At 61.2% G+C, this 19,437-nt stretch carries 19 protein-coding genes; 15 read left to right on the forward strand and 4 right to left on the reverse strand.

The window, feature by feature from the left end; all coding sequences use genetic code 11:
* Positions 1 to 266: 266 nt before the first annotated feature.
* Complete coding sequence (locus ACFVKT_RS25375; protein WP_385735216.1) at positions 267 to 1,601, reverse strand: radical SAM protein; 1,335 nt, start codon at positions 1,599 to 1,601, stop codon at positions 267 to 269.
* A gap of 376 nt (positions 1,602 to 1,977) precedes the next feature.
* Here ACFVKT_RS25375 and ACFVKT_RS25380 point away from each other — a divergent pair, with 376 nt between their 5' ends.
* The 3 genes from ACFVKT_RS25380 (at position 1,978) to ACFVKT_RS25390 (ending at position 7,564) form a co-directional block, all read left to right on the forward strand.
* Complete coding sequence (locus ACFVKT_RS25380) at positions 1,978 to 3,228, forward strand: FAD-binding protein (RefSeq protein ID WP_385735218.1); 1,251 nt, start codon at positions 1,978 to 1,980, stop codon at positions 3,226 to 3,228.
* 92 nt (positions 3,229 to 3,320) lie between these two features.
* Entirely contained in the window at positions 3,321 to 4,520 is a 1,200-nt protein-coding gene (locus tag ACFVKT_RS25385; RefSeq protein WP_385735220.1) for an ROK family transcriptional regulator, read from the forward strand.
* Between the two features lie 167 nt (positions 4,521 to 4,687).
* Positions 4,688 to 7,564, forward strand: a complete 2,877-nt coding sequence (locus ACFVKT_RS25390; protein ID WP_385735222.1) for a glycoside hydrolase family 2 TIM barrel-domain containing protein — start codon at positions 4,688 to 4,690, stop codon at positions 7,562 to 7,564.
* 76 nt (positions 7,565 to 7,640) lie between these two features.
* Here the strand turns inward: ACFVKT_RS25390 and ACFVKT_RS25395 are convergent, their stop codons facing one another.
* Positions 7,641 to 8,168 carry a hypothetical protein gene (locus ACFVKT_RS25395; protein WP_385735224.1) on the reverse strand — a complete coding sequence of 176 codons (528 nt, stop codon included), beginning with the start codon at positions 8,166 to 8,168 and terminating at the stop codon, positions 7,641 to 7,643.
* 156 nt (positions 8,169 to 8,324) lie between these two features.
* Here ACFVKT_RS25395 and ACFVKT_RS25400 point away from each other — a divergent pair, with 156 nt between their 5' ends.
* Positions 8,325 to 9,005 carry a tyrosine-type recombinase/integrase gene (locus ACFVKT_RS25400; RefSeq protein ID WP_385735226.1) on the forward strand — a complete coding sequence of 227 codons (681 nt, stop codon included), beginning with the start codon at positions 8,325 to 8,327 and terminating at the stop codon, positions 9,003 to 9,005.
* A gap of 82 nt (positions 9,006 to 9,087) precedes the next feature.
* Here ACFVKT_RS25400 and ACFVKT_RS25405 read toward each other — a convergent pair whose 3' ends face one another.
* Positions 9,088 to 9,315 (reverse strand): GntR family transcriptional regulator, encoded by a 228-nt coding sequence (locus tag ACFVKT_RS25405; protein WP_385735228.1) that lies wholly within the window; start codon positions 9,313 to 9,315, stop codon positions 9,088 to 9,090.
* A 136-nt stretch (positions 9,316 to 9,451) separates the two neighbouring features.
* On the opposite strand from ACFVKT_RS25405, the gene ACFVKT_RS25410 reads away from it, so the two are divergent.
* Positions 9,452 to 9,769 (forward strand): hypothetical protein, encoded by a 318-nt coding sequence (locus ACFVKT_RS25410; protein ID WP_385735230.1) that lies wholly within the window; start codon positions 9,452 to 9,454, stop codon positions 9,767 to 9,769.
* 259 nt (positions 9,770 to 10,028) lie between these two features.
* On the opposite strand, the gene ACFVKT_RS25415 is transcribed toward ACFVKT_RS25410, so the two are convergent.
* On the reverse strand, positions 10,029 to 10,580 hold the full coding sequence (locus tag ACFVKT_RS25415; RefSeq protein ID WP_385735232.1) for a histone-like nucleoid-structuring protein Lsr2: 552 nt from the start codon (positions 10,578 to 10,580) through the stop codon (positions 10,029 to 10,031).
* Between the two features lie 533 nt (positions 10,581 to 11,113).
* Between ACFVKT_RS25415 and ACFVKT_RS25420 the strand changes: the two genes are divergently transcribed.
* The 10 genes from ACFVKT_RS25420 (at position 11,114) to ACFVKT_RS25465 (ending at position 19,332) form a co-directional block, all read left to right on the forward strand.
* The gene (locus ACFVKT_RS25420) at positions 11,114 to 11,374 is read left to right on the forward strand and encodes a hypothetical protein (protein WP_385735234.1); all 261 of its coding nucleotides are present in this window, start codon (positions 11,114 to 11,116) and stop codon (positions 11,372 to 11,374) included.
* Between the two features lie 162 nt (positions 11,375 to 11,536).
* Complete coding sequence (locus ACFVKT_RS25425; RefSeq protein WP_385735235.1) at positions 11,537 to 12,742, forward strand: hypothetical protein; 1,206 nt, start codon at positions 11,537 to 11,539, stop codon at positions 12,740 to 12,742.
* Between the two features lie 119 nt (positions 12,743 to 12,861).
* The gene (locus tag ACFVKT_RS25430; RefSeq protein ID WP_385735698.1) at positions 12,862 to 13,083 is read left to right on the forward strand and encodes an HNH endonuclease; all 222 of its coding nucleotides are present in this window, start codon (positions 12,862 to 12,864) and stop codon (positions 13,081 to 13,083) included.
* A gap of 357 nt (positions 13,084 to 13,440) precedes the next feature.
* A complete protein-coding gene (locus tag ACFVKT_RS25435; protein ID WP_385735237.1) occupies positions 13,441 to 14,886 on the forward strand; it encodes a terminase large subunit domain-containing protein in 1,446 nt (481 codons plus the stop codon).
* Positions 14,887 to 14,905: 19 nt separating this feature from the next.
* Complete coding sequence (locus tag ACFVKT_RS25440) at positions 14,906 to 16,066, forward strand: phage portal protein (protein WP_385735239.1); 1,161 nt, start codon at positions 14,906 to 14,908, stop codon at positions 16,064 to 16,066.
* Positions 16,066 to 17,577, forward strand: a complete 1,512-nt coding sequence (locus tag ACFVKT_RS25445) for an HK97 family phage prohead protease (RefSeq protein WP_385735241.1) — start codon at positions 16,066 to 16,068, stop codon at positions 17,575 to 17,577. The genes ACFVKT_RS25440 and ACFVKT_RS25445 overlap by 1 nt, the downstream gene beginning before the upstream one ends.
* Positions 17,578 to 17,891: 314 nt before the next feature.
* Entirely contained in the window at positions 17,892 to 18,266 is a 375-nt protein-coding gene (locus ACFVKT_RS25450) for a hypothetical protein (RefSeq protein WP_385735243.1), read from the forward strand.
* A gap of 3 nt (positions 18,267 to 18,269) precedes the next feature.
* Positions 18,270 to 18,680, forward strand: a complete 411-nt coding sequence (locus ACFVKT_RS25455) for a hypothetical protein (RefSeq protein ID WP_385735245.1) — start codon at positions 18,270 to 18,272, stop codon at positions 18,678 to 18,680.
* A 1-nt stretch (position 18,681) separates the two neighbouring features.
* Complete coding sequence (locus ACFVKT_RS25460; RefSeq protein ID WP_385735247.1) at positions 18,682 to 19,065, forward strand: hypothetical protein; 384 nt, start codon at positions 18,682 to 18,684, stop codon at positions 19,063 to 19,065.
* A gap of 9 nt (positions 19,066 to 19,074) precedes the next feature.
* A complete protein-coding gene (locus ACFVKT_RS25465) occupies positions 19,075 to 19,332 on the forward strand; it encodes a hypothetical protein (RefSeq protein WP_385735249.1) in 258 nt (85 codons plus the stop codon).
* The last annotated feature ends 105 nt before the right edge of the window (positions 19,333 to 19,437 follow it).

A 19,437-nucleotide genomic window follows, 5' to 3' on the forward strand; every position in this document is an offset into this window, starting at 1 on the left:
GTCTCCACGACGGAGCCCGAGCCTTTCACGCTTTCCACACAACTGACAAGCCACGTAGTCAATTGGCATGGAAAGCGGTTGCGCGTTCGGGATCTCGACCTTCCGGGCGCTTCACCGACGCCCCTCGTCTTGTACGTATGCAATGCGCCGAAGTATCAGCGCGGAGGCCGGAAAGTGACATGCCCGGGCGCACGCGGCCGGACCGCGGCAGGGACGGACTTACCCCTGCCACGGTCAACGGCGGCGTGAAACCGACTACGTGACGCCTACCGGCCGGACGGCTCCGTGACGGGCTCCCGGGCGGGCAGGCTGTCCATGAAGGAGCTCACCGAGAAGACGGCGTTGCCGGGGCCGGGCGGGCCGTATCCGGGCGGCGAGTCGAGGCCGAAGTCGTCCATCGTGGCGCGGTAGGCCTCCAGCAGCCGGATGTGGTACTCCAGCGGCGCGCCCTCGGGGTTGGCCTTGCCCAGCGGGGTGGTCGGCTCCGGGCACCAGGTGGTGAAGCGGGGGGTGATGCCGTGCGACATGAAGAAGCGCAGCCCCTCCGTCGTCGACGCGATGGCCTCGTCGACCGTGGTGAAGCCGAAGGGCTCGGCCATCTCCACACCCGCCACGAAGTTGGGGATGACATTGCGCGCGCCGAAGACGTCCGCGGAGTCGAGGATGCGCTTGTGCCACTCGTCGCGGCCGACGTAGCGCTCCTTGCCCGGGCAGTACATCTTGAAGAGGTACTCGTCCCACACCTCGTAGTTGGGGTGGTAGATCTGCACCCCGTAGTCCTTGAAGCGCTGCACGTCGTCCTTCGGCAGCGCCTGTGCGACGACCTTGCCGATCCACCGGTCCGGGAAGTGCTCCTCGATGGCCTTGGCGTACATGCCGTAGAAGTCGGCCTCGTCGCGGCCCTGGAGCTTGGAGGTGATCGCGCCGCCGGTGAGCGTGTAGGCGGTGGACGCCTTCGCGGTGTCGTACCGGTCGATGATCTCCAGGGCTTCGAGGACCTCGTCGACGTCCTTCACCCCGGTGTACGGCCGCCCGGCCGCCTTGTGCTGGCGCCAGTTGTGGTTGATGTCGCAGTACTGGCACTCCTCCTTGGCGCCGAAGTACTGGCAGACGCGGAAGACCGTGAGGTAGATCAGGTAGCCCCACTGAATGGTCGGGGCCACCTCCATCACGGACTTCCCGCTGGAGAGCTTGTGCTTGTAGTACTCGGGCATCGGCGGCACACCGACGTCGGAGATCCGCTTCCCGTCGAGGTAGAGCCCGAGCACGCCGTCCTCGTCGGCGGCCACGCGGTACGGCGAGGACGGGTTCACACGCACGGACACGACGGTCCGGCGCAGGTCGTACGGGCCACCGGTGAGGATGATCTCCTCGGGCGGGCGCCTGAGCGCGGCCTCGCCCAGCTCGGGCAGGGTGCCGTGGTCGAAGGAGAAGATGAAGTACGACTTCGGCTTGACGTCGCCGCCCTCGTTGTCGGAGAGAGCCGACGGGTCGAAGGCCAGGCCTCCCCTGAGCAGGTCCTCCTTGAAGACGGCTTCCCGCGGGACGTGCGGGAACCGTTCCATCAGATCCTCGACCAGCGCGGTGCGACTGCCGCCCATTCCGATCTCCTCGCTCCCCGTGTCCGAACTCCGTGCTCGACTCCTCACGGTATGCCCCTGCCTGTGCGCTCGCCGTGGCGGGTCGGGGTTCGTTCGCCCCCTCCGCCCCTGCCCATTCCCGTCCCCAGGGGGCGCTGCCCCCTGGACCCCCGCTCTTCAAACGCCGGAGGGGCTGAATCTCTCCCCGGCCGCGCCAGAAATCTTTCAGCCCGTCCGGCGTTCGAGGACGAGGCCGTCCAGGCCGAAGCGGGGGTCTGGGGCGGCAGCTCCCAGAAACAAGGGACGGGACGGGGCGGAGGGGGCGAAAAACCCCACCCCCACCGAGACACCCGACGCCCCATGGGGTCCAGCGCCCGGGCAAGGTAGTTTCCTCGGGATGACACAGACCCTGACCAACTGGGCCGGCAACATCACGTACACCGCGAAGGAACTGCACCGGCCGCACTCGCTCGACGCGCTCGCGAGGGTGGTGGCGGACAGCGCGAAGGTGCGCGTGCTGGGCAGTGGGCACTCCTTCAACACGATCGCCGAGCCGGGCGACGACGGCGTACTGCTCTCGCTGACCGCGCTGCCACCCACGGTGGACGTGGACGCGAGGGCCCGTACGGTACGGGTCGCGGGCGGCGTCCGTTACGCCGAACTCGCCCGCCGGGTCCACGAGCACGGGCTCGCCCTGCACAACATGGCGTCCCTGCCGCACATCTCCGTGGCGGGCTCGGTGGCCACCGGCACGCACGGCTCCGGGGTCACGAACGGCTCGCTGGCCGCCGCCGTACGCGAGGTCGAGCTCGTGACGGCGGACGGATCGACGGTGACCATCGGCCGCGGCGACGCGCGCTTCGACGGCGCCGTGACCTCGCTGGGCGCGCTGGGTGTCGTCAGCGCGCTCACCCTCGACCTGGAGCCGGACTATCAGGTGGCCCAGCACGTCTTCACCGAACTCCCGCTGACGGGACTGGACTTCGAGACGGTGGCCGCGTCGGCGAACAGCGTGAGTCTCTTCACCGACTGGGGGCGCCCGGGGTTCCGGCACGTGTGGCTCAAGCGGCGCATGGACCAGGCGCCGCCCGAGTTTCCGTGGGCCGCGCCCGCCACCAGGGCGATGCACCCCGTGCCCAGCATGCCCGCACGCAACTGCACCGAGCAGTTCGGCGTCCCCGGTCCCTGGCACGAGCGACTCCCGCATTTCCGGGCCGAGTTCACCCCGAGCAGCGGGGCCGAGCTCCAGTCCGAGTATCTGCTGCCGCGCCCGGACGCCCTGGCCGCGCTGCACGCGCTCGACGCGATCCGCGGGACGATCGCGCCGGTGCTCCAGGTCTGCGAGGTGCGGACCGTCGCCGCCGACCGCCAGTGGCTGAGCCCGGCGTACGGGCGGGACTCCGTCGCCCTGCACTTCACCTGGGTCGAGGACACCGCGGCCGTACTGCCGGTGGTGCGGCGGGTGGAGGAGGCACTGGACCCCTTCGACGCACGGCCGCACTGGGGAAAGGTGTTCACCGTGCCGTCGGCGGTACTGCGTGAACGGTACGCGCGGCTGGGCGAGTTCAGGGCGCTGGCGCTGGCACTGGACCCCGCGGGCAAGTTCACCAACGCCTTCGTGGGCGACTTCCTCCACCCCCTTTCCTAACTCCTTGTCGAAAGTCCGTCCCACGCCATAGCCTTGCGGCGCGCCTAGTCCGTCGAGCCTCGGCCTGGGCGCCGGGATCCGAGAGGAGATCGATGAAGCGGGGCACATCGCGCGATATCCGCACCGCGAACCGCTATGAGGTGCTGCGCCAGATCATCGCCCGATCCCCCACCTCCCGCCAGGAGTTGGCGGCGACCACCGGGCTCAGCCTGGCGACGGTCGCCACGCTCGTCGGTGAGCTGCTCGACCTCGGGATGCTGACCGAGGTCGGGTTCGAGGACTCCGCGGGTGGCCGCCCGCGGGGGCTGGTCGCCGTGGACGCGTCGGGGGGCGCCTTGATCGGCGTCGACATCGCCGAGACGTACGTACGGGTGGAGCTGTTCGACCTCGCACTGAACGTGCTCGCCCGCGCCGCCGAGGACATCCGCCCCGGGGAGAGTCGCCCGGAGCAGGTCGTGGGGCATGTCGCGGCGGCCGTCGGCTCGGTGGTCGCGGGGGCCGGGATCGAGGGCGCGCGCGTTCTCGGGGTCGGCGTGAGCGTGCCGGGCCAGGTCGACCGCGAGGGCGGGGTCTCGGAGTACGCCCCGAACTGGAACTGGCGCGAGGTGCCGCTGCTCGATCTGCTCGCGGAGCACATCGCGTATCCGCTGCACCTGGACAATCCGCTGCGTGCCTGCGCGGTCGCCGAGCTGTGGTTCGGCGCGGCCCGCGGGCACGGTGACGCCGTGGTCGTCAATCTCGGCACGGGGGTCGGAGCCGGGCTCGTCCTCGGCGGCGGGCTGCACCGCGGGGTCAGCAACAGCGCCGGCGAGTGGGGTCATACGACGCTGGTGCTGGACGGGCGGCTGTGCCACTGCGGGAACCACGGGTGCGTGGAGACATATGTCGGGGCGCCCGGAATCATGCTGAACCTGCGGGAGTTGAGCCCGGACAGCGCGCTGCTGCACCCCGAGGACCAGACCGCCACGATCGACGCGCTGGCCGGCGGCGTCGCCGCGCAGGATCCGGTGGCGCTCAAGGTCGTACGCGACACAGCCCGTTACCTCGGCGCCGGGATCTCCGACCTGGTGAACCTCCTCAACCCCGAGCTGGTCGTCCTCAGTAGCTGGGTCGCGGCGACGCTCGGCGAACCGCTGCTCAAGGAGGTGCGCGAGGCCGTCGCCCGGCACGCGCTGCGGCGGCCGTTCGCCGCCACCGACATCGTCCTCTCCCCCATACCGACTGATCCGGTGTGCCTCGGAGCCGCCACCTTCGCCCTGGAAGGGGCGCTCCAGTCCGCGTTCAAGCAGTAGGCCCCTTCGCCCTCAAACCGGCGATCGCGTACGTCGTCGCCTCCGCGTTCAAGCAGTAGCCCCGGCCGACACCCGTCCGGCGTGTCCCGCAAGCGAACCGTGCAGAGCACCCTCTCCTGGTACATAACCAACCAGACCAAGACCCTTCTCTCAGGACCTGGAGACCGATGTCCTTCCGCACCGCAAGCGCCGTTGACCATGTCGAGGACGTCTCACCCGGCAGCGGGGCGCTTCCGCCACGCGCGTGGTACGCGGCTTCGGACGCCGACTCCCTCTCTCTGAACGGCAGTTGGCGCTTCCGGCTGTCCCCCACCGCCGACGCCGAGGACGACTCCTTCGCCGCCGAGGGGTACGACGCCGGGGACTGGGCGGAGGTGTCGGTGCCCGGCCACTGGGTCCTCCAGGGCGAGGGGGCGTACGGCGCACCGATCTACACCAACCACCGCTATCCCTTCCCGGTCGATCCGCCGAGGGTGCCGACCGGGAATCCGACCGGCGACCATCTGCGGGTCTTCGACCTGCCGGACGAGTGGCCCGGGGACGGCGGCTCGGTGCTCCGCTTCGACGGTGTCGAGTCCTGCGCCCGGGTGTGGCTGAACGGCACGGACATCGGCGAGTTCAAGGGCTCCCGGCTGCCGCACGAGTTCGCGGTCGGCCATCTGCTGAAGCCGGGCGGCAATGTGCTGGCGGTGCGGGTCCACCAGTGGTCGGCGGGCTCGTACCTGGAGGACCAGGACCAGTGGTGGCTGCCGGGCATCTTCCGGGATGTCACGCTGCTGCACCGTCCGGCGGGCGGCGTGCTCGACTTCTTCGTGCACGCCTCGTACGACCATGTCGGCGGTACGGGGACCCTGCGCGTCGACTCCGACGTGGACGGCCGGGTCACCGTCCCCGCCCTGGGCGTCGATGTCGCGACCGGCGAGTCCGTGACCGTGCCGGTCCAGGCGTGGACGGCCGAGACACCGCGCCTCTACGACGGGGTGCTGACGACGGACGGCGAGCGCGTACCCCTGCGGATCGGCTTCCGTACGGTCGTGCTCGCAGACGGCCTGATCAAGGTCAACGGCAGGGCGATCCTCTTCAAGGGCGTCAACCGGCACGAGTGGCACCCCACGAGGGGGCGCGCGCTGGACCTGGAGACGATGCGGCAGGACGTGCTGCTCATGAAGCGGCACAACATCAACGCCGTCCGCACCTCGCACTATCCGCCCCACCCCGCCTTCCTCGACCTGTGCGACGAGTACGGCCTCTGGGTCGTCGACGAGTGCGACCTGGAGACCCACGGTTTCACCGAGCAGGGCTGGCGCGACAACCCGGTGGACGACGAGCGCTGGACACCGGCGCTGCTGGACCGCGCGTCGCGGATGGTGGAGCGCGACAAGAACCATCCGTCCGTCGTCATCTGGTCCCTGGGCAACGAAGCCGGCACCGGACGCGGGCTCACCGCGATGGCCGAGTGGATCCGCGGCCGGGACACCTCGCGGCTTCTCCACTACGAGAGTGACTTCAACTGCCGTGACACGGACATGTATTCACGGATGTATCTGGAGCACGCGGAGGTCGAGCGGATCGGCCGCGGCCTGGACGGTGGATCGCACAGGCGACGCCAACTCCCCTTCATTCTCTGCGAGTACGGGCACGCCATGGGCAACGGCCCCGGCGGACTCGCCGAGTACCAGCGGCTGTTCGAGTCGTACGACCGCCTCCAGGGCGGCTTCATCTGGGAGTGGATCGACCACGGCATCAAGGACGAGCGGTACGGGTTCGCGTACGGCGGGGACTTCGGGGAGGAGCTGCACGACGGGAACTTCGTCTGCGACGGGCTGCTGTTCCCGGACCGGACGCCGTCTCCGGGGCTGGTCGAGTACAAGAAGGTGATCGAGCCGGTCCGTATCGAGGGCGACGGGGCGGACGGCACGGTCCATGTCACCAACGCGTACGACTTCGCGGACCTCTCGGCGCTCGCCTTCGAGTGGTCGTACCAGGTGGACGGGGAGACGATCGAGGCTGGCGCGCTGTCCGTACCCCCGCTCGCTCCGGGTGAGTCGGCCGAAGTGAAGCTGCCGGCGCCGCCCGCGGATGGGCGAGGGGCCGAGACGGGGTGGACGGTACGGGCGGTGCTCGCGGAGGAGACGGCGTGGGGTCCGCGGGGGCGTGAGGTCGCCTGGGCCCAACTGCCCGTCAGTAAAAAGGTGTTGGACGTGGTCGCCCAGTCCGCCGGGCCCGTTCTGGGCGTCCGGCAGATCACCCTCGGGCCCGCCGTCTTCGACGCCCGGACCGGTGCGGTGAAGACAATCGGCGGGGTCGACGTCACCGGGCTGCGCCTCGATGTGTGGCGCGCGCCGACGGACAACGACGAGGGCGCGGCCTGGCGGCCGGACGAGCGCTTCGGCCCGCTCTGGCGCAAGCTGGGGCTGCACCGGATGCAACACCGGCTGGACGCGGTGGAGTTGGACGAAGACGCGTTGACCGTACGGTCCCGGGTGGCGCCCGCGGCCCGGGAGGTGGGCCTGCGCACGGTGTACCGGTGGACGTCGGACGGCAGGCGGCTGCGGCTGACCGTGACCGTGGCGCCCGAGGGTGACTGGACGCTGCCGCTGCCGAGGCTCGGGATCCGGCTCGGGCTGCCCGCGTCGGCGGACCGCGTGAAGTGGTTCGGCGGCGGGCCCGGCGAGGGCTACCCGGACACCAGGTCGGCTTCGATGGTGAGGCGTTGGGAGTCGTCGGTCGACGACTTGCAGACGCCGTACGTCCGTCCGCAGGAGAACGGCGCGCGGGCCGACGTCCGCTGGGCGGAGATCGGCGGCCTGCGCGTGGAAGGTGATCCGTCCTTCTGGTTCACCGCCCGCCGCTGGACGACGGAGCAACTGGACGCCGCCGACCATCTCACCGACCTGGAGCCGGGCGACACGGTCTGGGTCAACCTCGACCACGGCCAGCAGGGCATCGGCTCGCAGTCGTGCGGGCCCGGCCCGCTGCCCCAGTACCAACTGCGGGCCGCCCCGGCGGAGTTCTCGTTCGTCTTCTCGGCGATTCACGACTGAGGCACCGACGTACAGGCAATCGACAGGACGCGGCGGCGGCCTCCCCCGCTACCGAGGGTGGCCGCCGCCGCGCGCCTCAGTGATCCGCGCAGCAGGGCGTCGGATCCGGCACCTCGAACGGCACGAGCGTGCCGCCCGCCGCGGGCATCGCCGCGAGCACCAGTTCTCCGTCGCGCCACTCAGGGCGTACGTGATCGCGGGTGACCAGCGGCTGATCCGGTGCCGGTGCGCCGGCCGTACCGAGCACGGCGACGCGGTCGATCGCGGAGCGGGCCAGCAGCTCCGCGACCGTCACCGTGCCGGTGAGTTCCGGGACGCCGGGGTACAGGACCGCGCGGCCCACCGCGTCCGGGGCCTCCGGCGACACCTCGTACCCCTTGGCGATCAGCCACTCGCGGACGCCGCTCAGCGCCGCCTCCGAGGGGACGGCGAAGGACAGGGCGACCCGCGGCCGATCACCGCGCACCAGGTGCGTGCAGCCGAACGAACCCTCGGGGAGGGCGAGTTCGGCTGCCAGCGTCTGGAGCAGGTGATCGGCTTCGAGCAGGGCCGACACAGCGGTGTCCACCCCGATGACGTACAGGCTGCCGTACGGCTGGTTCACGACGGGAGGACCCACACGGGGTTGGAGTAGAACCACAGGTCGACCCACGGGTGCTTTCTCCGGTTTGTCGTTTTCCCTGGAGTTGCCGTGCAACCACATGTGGTCACCTGCCTTGACGTTGCTGAACAGCGATTGTCAGAGCGTCCCATCAAAGACGTGACCTACGCGAACTACCTCAGGACTCTGAGGTTGCTTGGGCTTGAACAACTGGCGTTTGAGGACGTCACAGTCAGGTTCCTGACCAACCGGCTCAACACCGTTCTTCACCCTGGGACGAGGAGGAAGCACGCCATCAACCTCAGGTCTGCCCTGGGGGTCAAGGTGCCTGTTCCCAAAGCCCAGAGGCGGGAGTATGACCTCCCAGACGTCAAGGAGGTTCACGAAGCATTCGCGGACAGCCTCTACCGCGTACAGGTCTACGCGATGCTCTATGCAGGGGCACGGCTCGGGGAAGCGTGTGTGAAGCAACCCATCAAGGGCAACGTCATCACGTTCGACCGACAGAGGCTCATTGATATGAGCATCGCGGCACCGAAGACAGATGGACCTGTTGTTGTCCCTGACTGGTTCGCAGAGGAGTACGCGGCACACCACGATTTCGACCGTCACCACACCAGCCTGTACGACGGAATCAAGAGGCGTGCCAAGCGAGTAGGACTGACCCTGAACCCTCATCAGCTCAGGCATCTCTTCGGAACTGAGCTAGTCGCAGCGGGAGCACAGCCAGAGGTATTGAGGCGTCAGATGCGTCATCACGACGTAGCGGTGAGCCTCAAGTTCTACGTCCACACAAAGCAAGCTGACATTGAGGCAGTCATGCAGAGGTTCGGGCAGTAGCCCTAGAAGCCTCACGGAGCCCCTCTTAGCCGTTGGATGGCGGGAGGGGCTCTCTGCTGCCCTCAGAGCCTCAGGGGGCCGCTCAGGACTTGGAGACGAACGATCCTTGCCCGAGCACCGTGTAGAGCCTGCCCTCTTCCCTGAGAGCCGCTACAGCCTTCTGGACCGTGGACGGGGCTACGTCCAACTCGGCAGCAAGGTCGACCACAGCAGGGAACCGCTCCCCTGGTGGGTACTGGCCACTGTCCAGACGTCGGCGCAGCTCTGCGGCTACCTGGGGCCATACAGGCTTGCTGCGGTCAAGATCCATGTTCACCAGCGTCCGCGTATCTGCGTGATCACGCGACCGCGTATACGCGTATACGCGTATTCTCGGGACACAAGAGGCCCCCGCAACCGCGTGAACGGTCCGGGGGTATGGCCACCAGCTACGAGGAGCTGACGACATGAGCCAGCCTAGCGACCGCCTGCCATCCCAAATGAGGCTGCTGCCTTTCGTGGGTCCTGAGGGCAAGACGGCACACCTGATCACCGACGGAACAGCAACGATGATGTCTCTCCTGGCAGACAACATCGAGAACGACCAGATCGAAGCAGCGGCTGCATTGGTCGGATTGACGCGCTCGGTTCTCGAAGGGGAAGAGAAGCCCAACACGGCAGAAATGAGGCTCTTCCTGGAACGCGTCTTGGACTGCACAGAGAATCTTCTGAGGATCGCCGAGAGCCGGGGGCAGAGGCTTCCTGAGTACGAAGACCATGAGTAAGCCCATACGCAAGAGAGCCGACAAGCTCAAGTCTGGGGACCACCTGAGGCTCTGGAACGGGAAGACCGCAGAGGTTCTGAGTAGTGAGCCAGCCGTTAACCAGGCGGGAAAGAAGAGCGTAGTCCTCAGGCTCTACAAGTCCGGAACCATGGTTGCCAAAGCATGGCGACGACTGAGGATGCACTACCCGAGTAAGTAAGGGCACATGGAAAGAGCCTCCTAGGAATCAACCTAGGAGGCTCTTTTGTGCCCAGGGGCGTTACGCGTCAGGGTTGGTCTTACCAGTGCTGCGGTAGTACGCCTCAATCACCTTGCCAGCAACCTTGCCCTTGGTAGCAACCTCATGCCCGGCACCCTTCGCCCACTCACGGATGGCAACAAGGTCATGCGCACTCTTGTTGGCAGATGCGGTGAGCGCTCCCTGACTTCCACGGAGAGGGGCAGTGGCTTCCCGAGCGTTCTTGAGGAACGGGGCGAGAGCCTTATCAAGCTTGTCCCGGCTTGCCTTACCCAAGTCAACTTCGTAGTGAACGGTCTTGTAGAACGACTCGGTCTTGGTCTTGATGTTGCCCTCTGCGTCCTCCTTGGTCTTCCCATCCTCGTCCAGGTCGTCAACCTCTTCCGAGACCTCTACGGGAACAGAGAACCTGAGGGTCTGAATGTCTTCCTTGGTCTTCCCATCAACGTCGTCAACGGTTTCCACCAGGAAGTAGGCGGTGACCTCTCCTACACCAGGGATGTGCGTCTGAACTTCCTTGACGCCTTCCTCATCCTTACGAGAGGCATCTACCGGGTTTGCGTTGGTGGCCATCTGGCTACCCTCCTTGATTCTTGACTGACCAGAGAGTAGCAGACGCCGTCAACCCTAAAGAGACATAGAAAGAGGGATTGCTTCATCCCCGCTGTATCCATGCTCCTTGGCTAGGTTCAAGTACATCTCCACCATCGGAGTACTCCAGCCATGACGCTTGGCCATTCTGAGGATCTCGGATGGTGTGTAAGCGGCTGCCTTCTTGATCTGCGGCTTACGGGTTGCATAGTTTCTGCGTGTCATTGTTTCTCCTAGAGACGATTGCTTGCGCTTATCGCCTCCCCTTACATCCATTATCCCATAAAAGCCTTGAGTAGTGGTGAAGAGACAGCTCAGGGCCCTAGCGTTGTGTGATATGCGTCACACGGGACCGGCTAAGCGGAGGATCGGAGTTGGGGGTGTTCTCACTTAGAGGCTCTTGGAGTTGGGGGTGTTGGGCTAAAGCCTCTGAGCCCCTTACAGGCCAAAACCAAAGCTGGACTGTTTCCTGAGAGAATGGAGTCATCCAAGTAACCAACTACCAAGGAGAAGCTATGTCCGAGACACGCACACCCTTTGCCTGCCGCTCTGACCTCAGCATCGGGGCACGTCTGCTCTGGTACATCGTCGTCATTGAGCAGATGAAGGAAGGGGGCAAGCCAGTACTGCTGACGGTTGATGCGCTGAGCAAGAACCTGGGAAGCCACCCCAACACGGTGAGGGACTACCGCAACGAACTAGTAGCCGCTGGACAGCTAGAGCTAGTCAGAAGCAGACCAGGGGCTTACTACAAGACCAACCTAGCGATGCTGTAGACACAGAAAGCCCCTGTAGGCCAGGAGATGGGACCTACAGGGGCTCTCACACAGAAGAAACTATGGCAGTTTCACACAAGCACTGTCCCTAAGTGGGACGTGAGTCCTCTAGAAGAGGGCAAACAATGTTCTATTAACACTGTCAAGTAAAGGATAGCACGAATGACAAAGCAAGTAGTAATGGCAGAGATCGAGTTCACGAATACCAAGCCTGGTTACAAGAACCGCGATGGCAGCTTTGTGATCATCCCCAAGAAGATGCCGCAGGACCCAAACCTATCGGATGCAGAGTTCCGCATCCTCACTTACCTACATGACAAAGCAGGGAATCCAGACCCAACGAGATACAGCGCCAAGAACAGAGCTTGCTGCCGTATCGCGTTCCCTCTTATGGAGACAATCGGGGAAGAGACCAACCGCAGCGCCAGACAGGCTCAGGACGCAATCACGAGTCTATCCCTAAAGGGCTACCTCAAGATCACACACGTCAAGGTGCCAAAGGGCATCAAGAACGTGTATCGACTGAACTTCCCTTCCTGGTACCAAGCACTAGAGGGAGTCGACACCTTCACTCAGTACGTAGCCACGGGTAAGACGCTAGTGAAGAGAGACCAGGTGGAAAACCTCCCAACCCCCGAGCTGGAGATCATTGACCTAGAGGAGGGTACGGAGGAAATCCTCTCTACCCCTACAGAGGAAATCCTCACAACCCCAACTGAGGAAAACCTCCTAGTAAACAGCTCCAAGAAAAACAGCTCCATTGAAACAGGTACAAGTACGGGGCTGCGCCCCGAGGAGGTACAAGAGGTAACCAGGGAAGACCAGGGATCTCCTCTGGTAGAGACTAAGTCTTCCCTGGTAGAGGAATTGGTTATCCCTGGTCTAGTTGATTCAGTCCCTGGTGAAGTAGTTAAGGAAGTACAGAAAGAGAAGGAAGTCTCTCCTCTGGTTGACGCAGTCGACGCTAACGCGTCTCCCTCTGGTCTACCTAAGAAGCGTAGCTACTCCTTCACTCCTAAGAAGAGAATTGATCGAGTACCCGCACCTACTGGCCTGGACGTCGTAGACGCCTACCTAAGCGACGTAGACACGTCTGAGGCAGAGACTGTCCAGGAGATCCCGGAGAAGCCTCAGAGACCTCTTTACGTTGCTCCTGAGCGTAAGCCCTGGGAAGACGAAAATCGTCATGAGAACCGTAAGGCATCTTCCTGGAAGTCCTACATCCAGTACACCATCCCTGCCTATGACGAAGAGGTAGCACGCTGGCAAAGACAGTACGGCCAGACCTCTTCCTCTCCCCTATCGCCAGAGGGACAGGCAAAGCTAGAAGGGTACAAGGCTATGCAAGTAGCAGCACACGCCTACTAGAACGAAACCCACTCGTATTCGGGATATAATGGAGGTAGGTCATTGATACGCGGGAAGGAGGTTATCCATTGAGTACGCAAAGCAGTAGAGGAACTACATGGGAGAAGCTAAGAGTCCTGGTGCTAGAAAGAGATCACTATCTCTGCCAACTCAGCTTTGGTAACTGTACGGGTGAGGCCACGACAGTAGACCACATCACTCCCAAGTCTCTCGGCGGAGAAGACGCAATGGATAACCTCCAAGCCGCATGTCATACCTGTAACTCGACTAAGCAAGCAACTATCATCAAGCGCCAAACATGGCTGAACCCGAGGTGGATTACACTCAAAGACTTGTCCTGAATAAGTTGACGACAAAATCCTTCGAATACTCGCGAAGATCTCTTCAGTTTTTCTGAGAGGTCCCTTCCTGACCCCGCCCCCAACTCGGATTTTCACCCAAGGAGGCTAGACATTCCCAAGGAGACCCAATGGCACCACAAACATTTCGGGAGGCTGTAGACACCTTCCTTGGCCAAGCTGACTGGCTAACTGATTCAGAGGCACCCGCCACTACTGCACTAATCCTGATGGCAGAAGCTCTCGATGACAGCATGACTGCCGCTTTGGTAACACAGTTCAACCAGACCTTTAGATACCTCAGAGCCCTACGCCCAGCAGACGTAAGCGATCAGGATGAACTAGAGACTCTTCTCCTGAATGACCTCTGAGCTACCTCTGTGGCTCCCTGGTACCTATACGCGTCCTCTCTCGGATGACTTCCCCTCTGCTGGTGACAAGCTCACTCGACTTGTGGAGCTTGCTTGGAAGTCTCCTGAGAACCCTAAGGGTCTGTCTCTTGACCCTTGGCAGAGATGGCTTATCCGGCACGTCCTAGAGACGTATCCAGATGACCATCCAACCTATCCAGGACAACTGAGGTACAGACAGGTAGTCGTCTCTATGGGGCGACAGAACGGCAAGTCGGTACTTGGGGCTATCTTCGGTCTGTTCGGACTCCTACAGCACACCGCCGGCCCTCACGTAATCTCAGTGGCCTCTACTGCCGATCAGGCACGCATCATCTATAACCGCGTGCTCTATGTGATTCAGGGCAACGCTTCTCTACAGAGCAGATTCAAGAAGACCACTGAGACTCGCGGCATTGTGACGAAGTCAGGTGCCGGACGCTATGAGGTCAAGGCTTCCAAGGGTGGTGCTCTACAGGGTCTTCCTATCTCAATGGGGCTCTATGACGAGGTTCACATCACTAAGCCTGAGATGTGGACTGCAATGGTCCTGGGAACGGCTCAGAGAGCCAACGGGATGGTTCTTGGTATTACCACTGCTGGTGATGACGAGTCGGTCCTACTCAAGTCCCTGTATGAGAAGGGACGTAGAGCAGCCGCAGGAGACGAGAGCCTTGAGCGCTTTGGGTTCTTCCTGTGGGAGGCGCCTGAGGGAGCCAAGGTTGATGACCCTGACGCTCTGATCGCTGCCAATCCGTCGCTCGCTTGCGGCCGCATGGATCTGGAGCAGACACAGAACGACGTACGCACGCTCCCTGAGATGGACGCTCGCAGATACCGCCTCAATAACTTCGTGGCTTCTGAGGGTTCCTGGCTTCCTATGACCCGCTGGTACGGGTCTGCCAAAGGCGGAGTTCCTCAGGGTGCTCCTGTGGTCTTCTCCGTGGACCGTACGCCCGAGTGGTCATACGCCGCTGTAACAGCCTCGGCGAAGGTTGACGGCACTATCTATACGGAGCTTGTTGCGAGTCTCGTAAACCCTACTCCAGAGTCTCTGGCGAACCTCTGTATTGCCCTCTCCAAGCACGGCCCTAGCCAATACGTCATGGACGGCTATCAGCTCAAGGACGTGGCAAAGGAACTCAAGGCTTACGGCTTGCCAGTCAAGGTCATGACACTGAATGACGTGACTACGGCCTGTGCTCTTTCCTATGCCCGTATCGCTCAGGGAGTTGTATCTCATGCCAACGACCAATTGGTCACTCATCAGATGCCGAGAGCAGTAAGAAAGAACGTCGGTGAGGGTTGGCGTATCTCTCGCCAGTCCAGCACATCATCCATTGATGCAGTCATGGCTACGGTCATGGGCATCTACGTTTCGGAAACCGTAAAGGAGGAAGCCATTCAGATCTTCTAGAACCTAAATGGCAAGCCAAATGACCTATAATAGAAATGAAGAACAAAGGGGTTTCTGGGCAAGGATTCTTCGACTACCCGAGAAGCGTTCTACACCACCGGAATTCGGTGGCCCTCTCGCTCCAAGCCGCCCCACCTTTGCAAGTCATGTGACACCGGATAGCGCTATGACTATCTCGGCTGTCTACAGAGCCGTATCTCTCCTCTCCGGGCATGTATCACAACTTCCCGTAGGCGTCTGGAGAGGGGATACGGAAGTACCGTCACCTGCCCTTGTGACGAAGCCAGATGTCAACAGTACTCAGACTGCCTTTAAGCAGATGACCACTGTCTCTCTGGCCACCTCGGGTAATGCCTATTGGCGCGTCTACCGTGAGAGCCCTACAGCAAAGATTCAGAACCTCCAGGTTCTCAACCCTCACAGTATGACGATTGAGCAAGACCTCAAGTCGGGGAAGCTCACCTATCGCTATCACGATGAGCGCGGGGACTACACATTCCAGGACTGGCAGATCAAGCATCTGTCCCTGATGCGTATCCCAGGTTCTCTCTACGGGATCGGACCTATCCAAGCCGCTCAGGCCGAGCTACGGGGAACTCTTGATCTGCGCGACTACGCATCCAATTGGTTCCGCTCAGGTGGAGTTCCTACGGGAGTTCTGAAGACAGACCAGGCTCTTACTCCTGACCAAGCTACGGCTTACCGCGAACGCTGGGAATCTCTGGCAAGTGCCGGCCGTGGGGTGGCCGTTCTCGGCAACGGTATGGGTTATCAGCCTGTCCACCTGAATCCGGCTGATGCTCAGTTCCTGGAGAGCCAGCAATTCAGCATCACTCAGATTGCCCGCATGTTCGGTGTACCTGCCGGAAAGCTGCTGGCAGAGGTCAATGGTAATTCCATGACCTACACGAACTTGGAGTCAGCCAATACGGACTTTGTTCGCGACACGTTGACCTCTTATCTCATCGAGATTGAGGAAGCCTTGTCCGATCTGATTCCGCGTGGCTCAGTAGTCCGCTTCAAGGTCGACGCTCTTCTAAGAGCCGACAAGGCCACACGCTACGCGACCTACTCAACAGCTCTTGCCAGTGGGTTTATGACCGTTGACGAGATTCGCAAGGAGGAGGGACTACCACCTATGCCGCTGACAGAGAGACCCAAGGAGGTTCTAACCGAGTAATGGAACAGAGATCTTATGAGATTCGAGCAGTAGACAAGGAGGCACGAGAGGTAACAGGTATCGCAGTTCCGTACAACGAGACTATTGATATCGGGGGCTACTACAAAGAGCGATTCGCACAGGGTGCGATTGGTAACGACGTCACAGACGTCAAGCTCTTTTGGATGCACCAAGAGCCGATCGGCCGAGTAGTCAAGGGTGAGGAAACCCCAGATGGCTACTCAATCACTGCACGACTAAGTGAAACGCCACGTGGCGAAGAGGCTTACACGCTTCTCAAGGATGGCGTAATCAATCGCTTCTCCGTTGGTTTTGAGCCTGTCTCAGACCGCGAGGAAGACGACGTAATTGTTCGCACGGAAGTCCGCCTAAGAGAGGTCTCTCTTGTTCCCTTCCCTGCTTATGACAAAGCACTCGTTGCGGAAGTTCGCAGCGAAACACCTACCCCTTCTACGGAGGAAACATCTATGCCTACTGAGAACACAGAGGTTACAGACCTAAGAGAGGCTGTAACCGACCTAGAGCGCAGATTTGCTGTGCTTGGAGAAAACCCAACACGTGGAACCTCTGGACTTGAGATTCGCTCTGCTGGTGAGTTCATTAAGGGTCTTGTCGACGGAACGTCCCGTGACAAGGTCGAGAGCTACAACCGTGCTTACACAGGTGCGACTACAACTGATTCCAACCCTCAGGTTGGCTGGGTCCAGAAGACCATCAACATTGTTCAGGAGAACCGAGACACTCTTAACCTCTTTGAGAAGGGTCCTCTTCCTGCAACTGGAATGAGCGTCGACTACCCAAAGCTCAGCTCTGTATCCGGCACCGTTGCCGCACAGGCTGCTGAGGGAGACGACCTTGGATACCTAGAGGTTGTCATCACTGACGCTTCCACTCCTGTGAAGACCTACGGGGGTTACTCACAGCTCACCCGTCAGGCTATTGAGCGTTCCGACGTTCCTTACCTGAGCAAGGTTTTCGAGTACCAGACAATGCAGTACGCAAAGGCTACTAATGCTGCTGTCCGTACTGTCCTTACCGGTGGCACTGGCTACCAGACAGCAACTCTTGCGGCAGACACTGCCAAGGGATGGCTCGACCTTGCTATTGATGCTTCTGGTCTTATTCACGACAACGGCGTTGGCGCTGAGGCTGAGTTCATCCTTATGTCCAACGACGTATTCAAGCGAGTTGCAACAATCGTTGACTCTGCTGGACGTCCACTGTTCGTTGTTAATGGCGACGGTACAAACACCATTGGTGCGGTAACCCGTGGCCGTAGAGGCAACATCGCTGGACTGAGCATTGTGGTTGACCCTGGTCTAGCCGCTAACTCCCTTTACATCGGTGCCGCTGAGGCAATCACCGTTTGGGAGGCTGCTGGTGCTCCGTTCCGTCTTGAGGACGAGAACATCATCAACCTGTCCAAGAACTTCTCTCTTTACGGATACATGGCCTCTGCGGTTACCAACGCTAAGGCAGTCGTAAAGGTAGATGCTGATCTGACTCCGTGAGCGTGACTCATGGATTGGACAGACCTACAGACCTACGTAGGTACAGCTCCATCAGAGTCTGAAAGCTTTCTACAGCAGTGCTGGGATGAGGCTCTAAGCCTCGTCTCAGCCTATGTAGGAGAGCAAGAGGTTCCTCAGGCCATCCAAGACCGTGCAGCCCTGGAGACAGCCTCTGAGCTGTTCCATCGTCGTAACGCTCCCAATGGGATCACTCAGTTCGCCACGTTCGATGGCTCAGCGCCAATCCGAGTGGCAAGAGACCCAATGGTTGGTGCCTATCCGATTCTCAACCGCTTCATGGTGGTGGGCTTCTGATGCCGGCACTGACAGACCTGAGAGCCGAGGTCGTAGAGGTTCTACAGGCAGCAGACATCAATGCCGTAGCCAATGTGCCAGACAGGCTTAGTCCTCCTCTGGCCATTGTCACTCCTGGAGTTCCGTACGTCGGGACTATCAACCAGTTCGGTAAGTACCAAGTCAATATCCAAGTCCTCTTGGTGACTGGTACCGGAACGAACCTTGCGATTACCGAGGCTCTCGATACAGCTATTGAAACCGCTGTTGTAGCCCTTGATGAAGCTGAGTACGACCTACAGCAAGTTGGAGAGCCTACGGGCTTTGACATCAATGGAGCGACCTACCTAGGAGCGCTTATTGCAATCACCACTTCAGTCAGCCTAGGAGGCTAACAAATGAGTACACGTATCAGAGGCAAGAGCCTCATTCTAAAGGTGAATGACACCGAATACATGGCCGATGTGACTTCCGCCGTTCTGAAGAACGAGGAAGCGGACGGAGATGTAACTACCTTTGCCGATGCTGCGGCAGGCGGAGCACGCGCTTGGTTCTTCGAGCTAACCGCAATTCAGAGCACTGACACCACTTCGTTCTGGTCTTACCTATGGGCGAACACAGGTGACGAGGTTGAGTTCGTATTCGCTCCTCACGGCAACGCAATCCCTACCACTGCACAGCCTCACTTCGAGGGCTCTGTGACTGTTGGAGCCAAGCCGGACATTGGTGGAGAGGCAAACGCTACTGCCACCTTTGAATACCGCCTAGACCTTGTTGCTGAGCCAACCAAGGTAACTACAGGGGCTTGATATGGCAGGCGGCGTCCGGATCACTATTGAGGGTTTGGGAGAGACAGTCTCTTCCCTGGAGGGTTTCTCTGTTAAGGCAAGTGACCTCCAGAACGCTTTCCAGCGTATTGGAGGAACCATCTCCAGAGAGGCCAGAGGGATTACCCCTGTAAAGACCGGACGCCTTGCCAACTCCATTAAGCAGAGCAAGGCAAAGAGTAAGGCCACAGTTAAAGCGGGAGGCGCCCGCGTGCCTTATGCCGGAGTACAGAACTACGGGGGCTATCACAACATTGAAGCCAAGTTCTTCCTAACCCGCGCCCTGAACAACAACGAACAGCGCTCAGTCACTGAGATTGAGCGAGAGCTATCAACGCTCATCAGTCAATTCCATCTCAACAACTAAGGAGAACCCATGAGCAAGTTCAGTATTGAAGATCTGACCATGAAGGAAGTAACCGTCATCGAGCAGAAGTCGGGAATTTCCCTGAGTGCTCTAGCCGATGAAGGAACCCCTCAGGGTCCATTGATGACAGCTATCTACTGGGTAGCCAAGAAGCGTGAGAACGCCTCTTTCAAGTATGAGCAGGCCGAGAACGCAACCTTCAAGGAAGTCTCTGCCTACATCGGTTCGCTCAATGAAGAGGATGCAGACCCAAACGCCAATGGCTGATGGATGACGATGCCGAGGATATGGCCGGGTTCTGTCTGGCCACCGGCATTCCTCCGAGTGAGTACAGGAACCTAACCATTCGGGAGAGAAACGCATTCATCAAGG

The organism is Streptomyces sp. NPDC127595 (genome assembly GCF_042671685.1).
Lineage (GTDB): Bacteria > Actinomycetota > Actinomycetes > Streptomycetales > Streptomycetaceae > Streptomyces.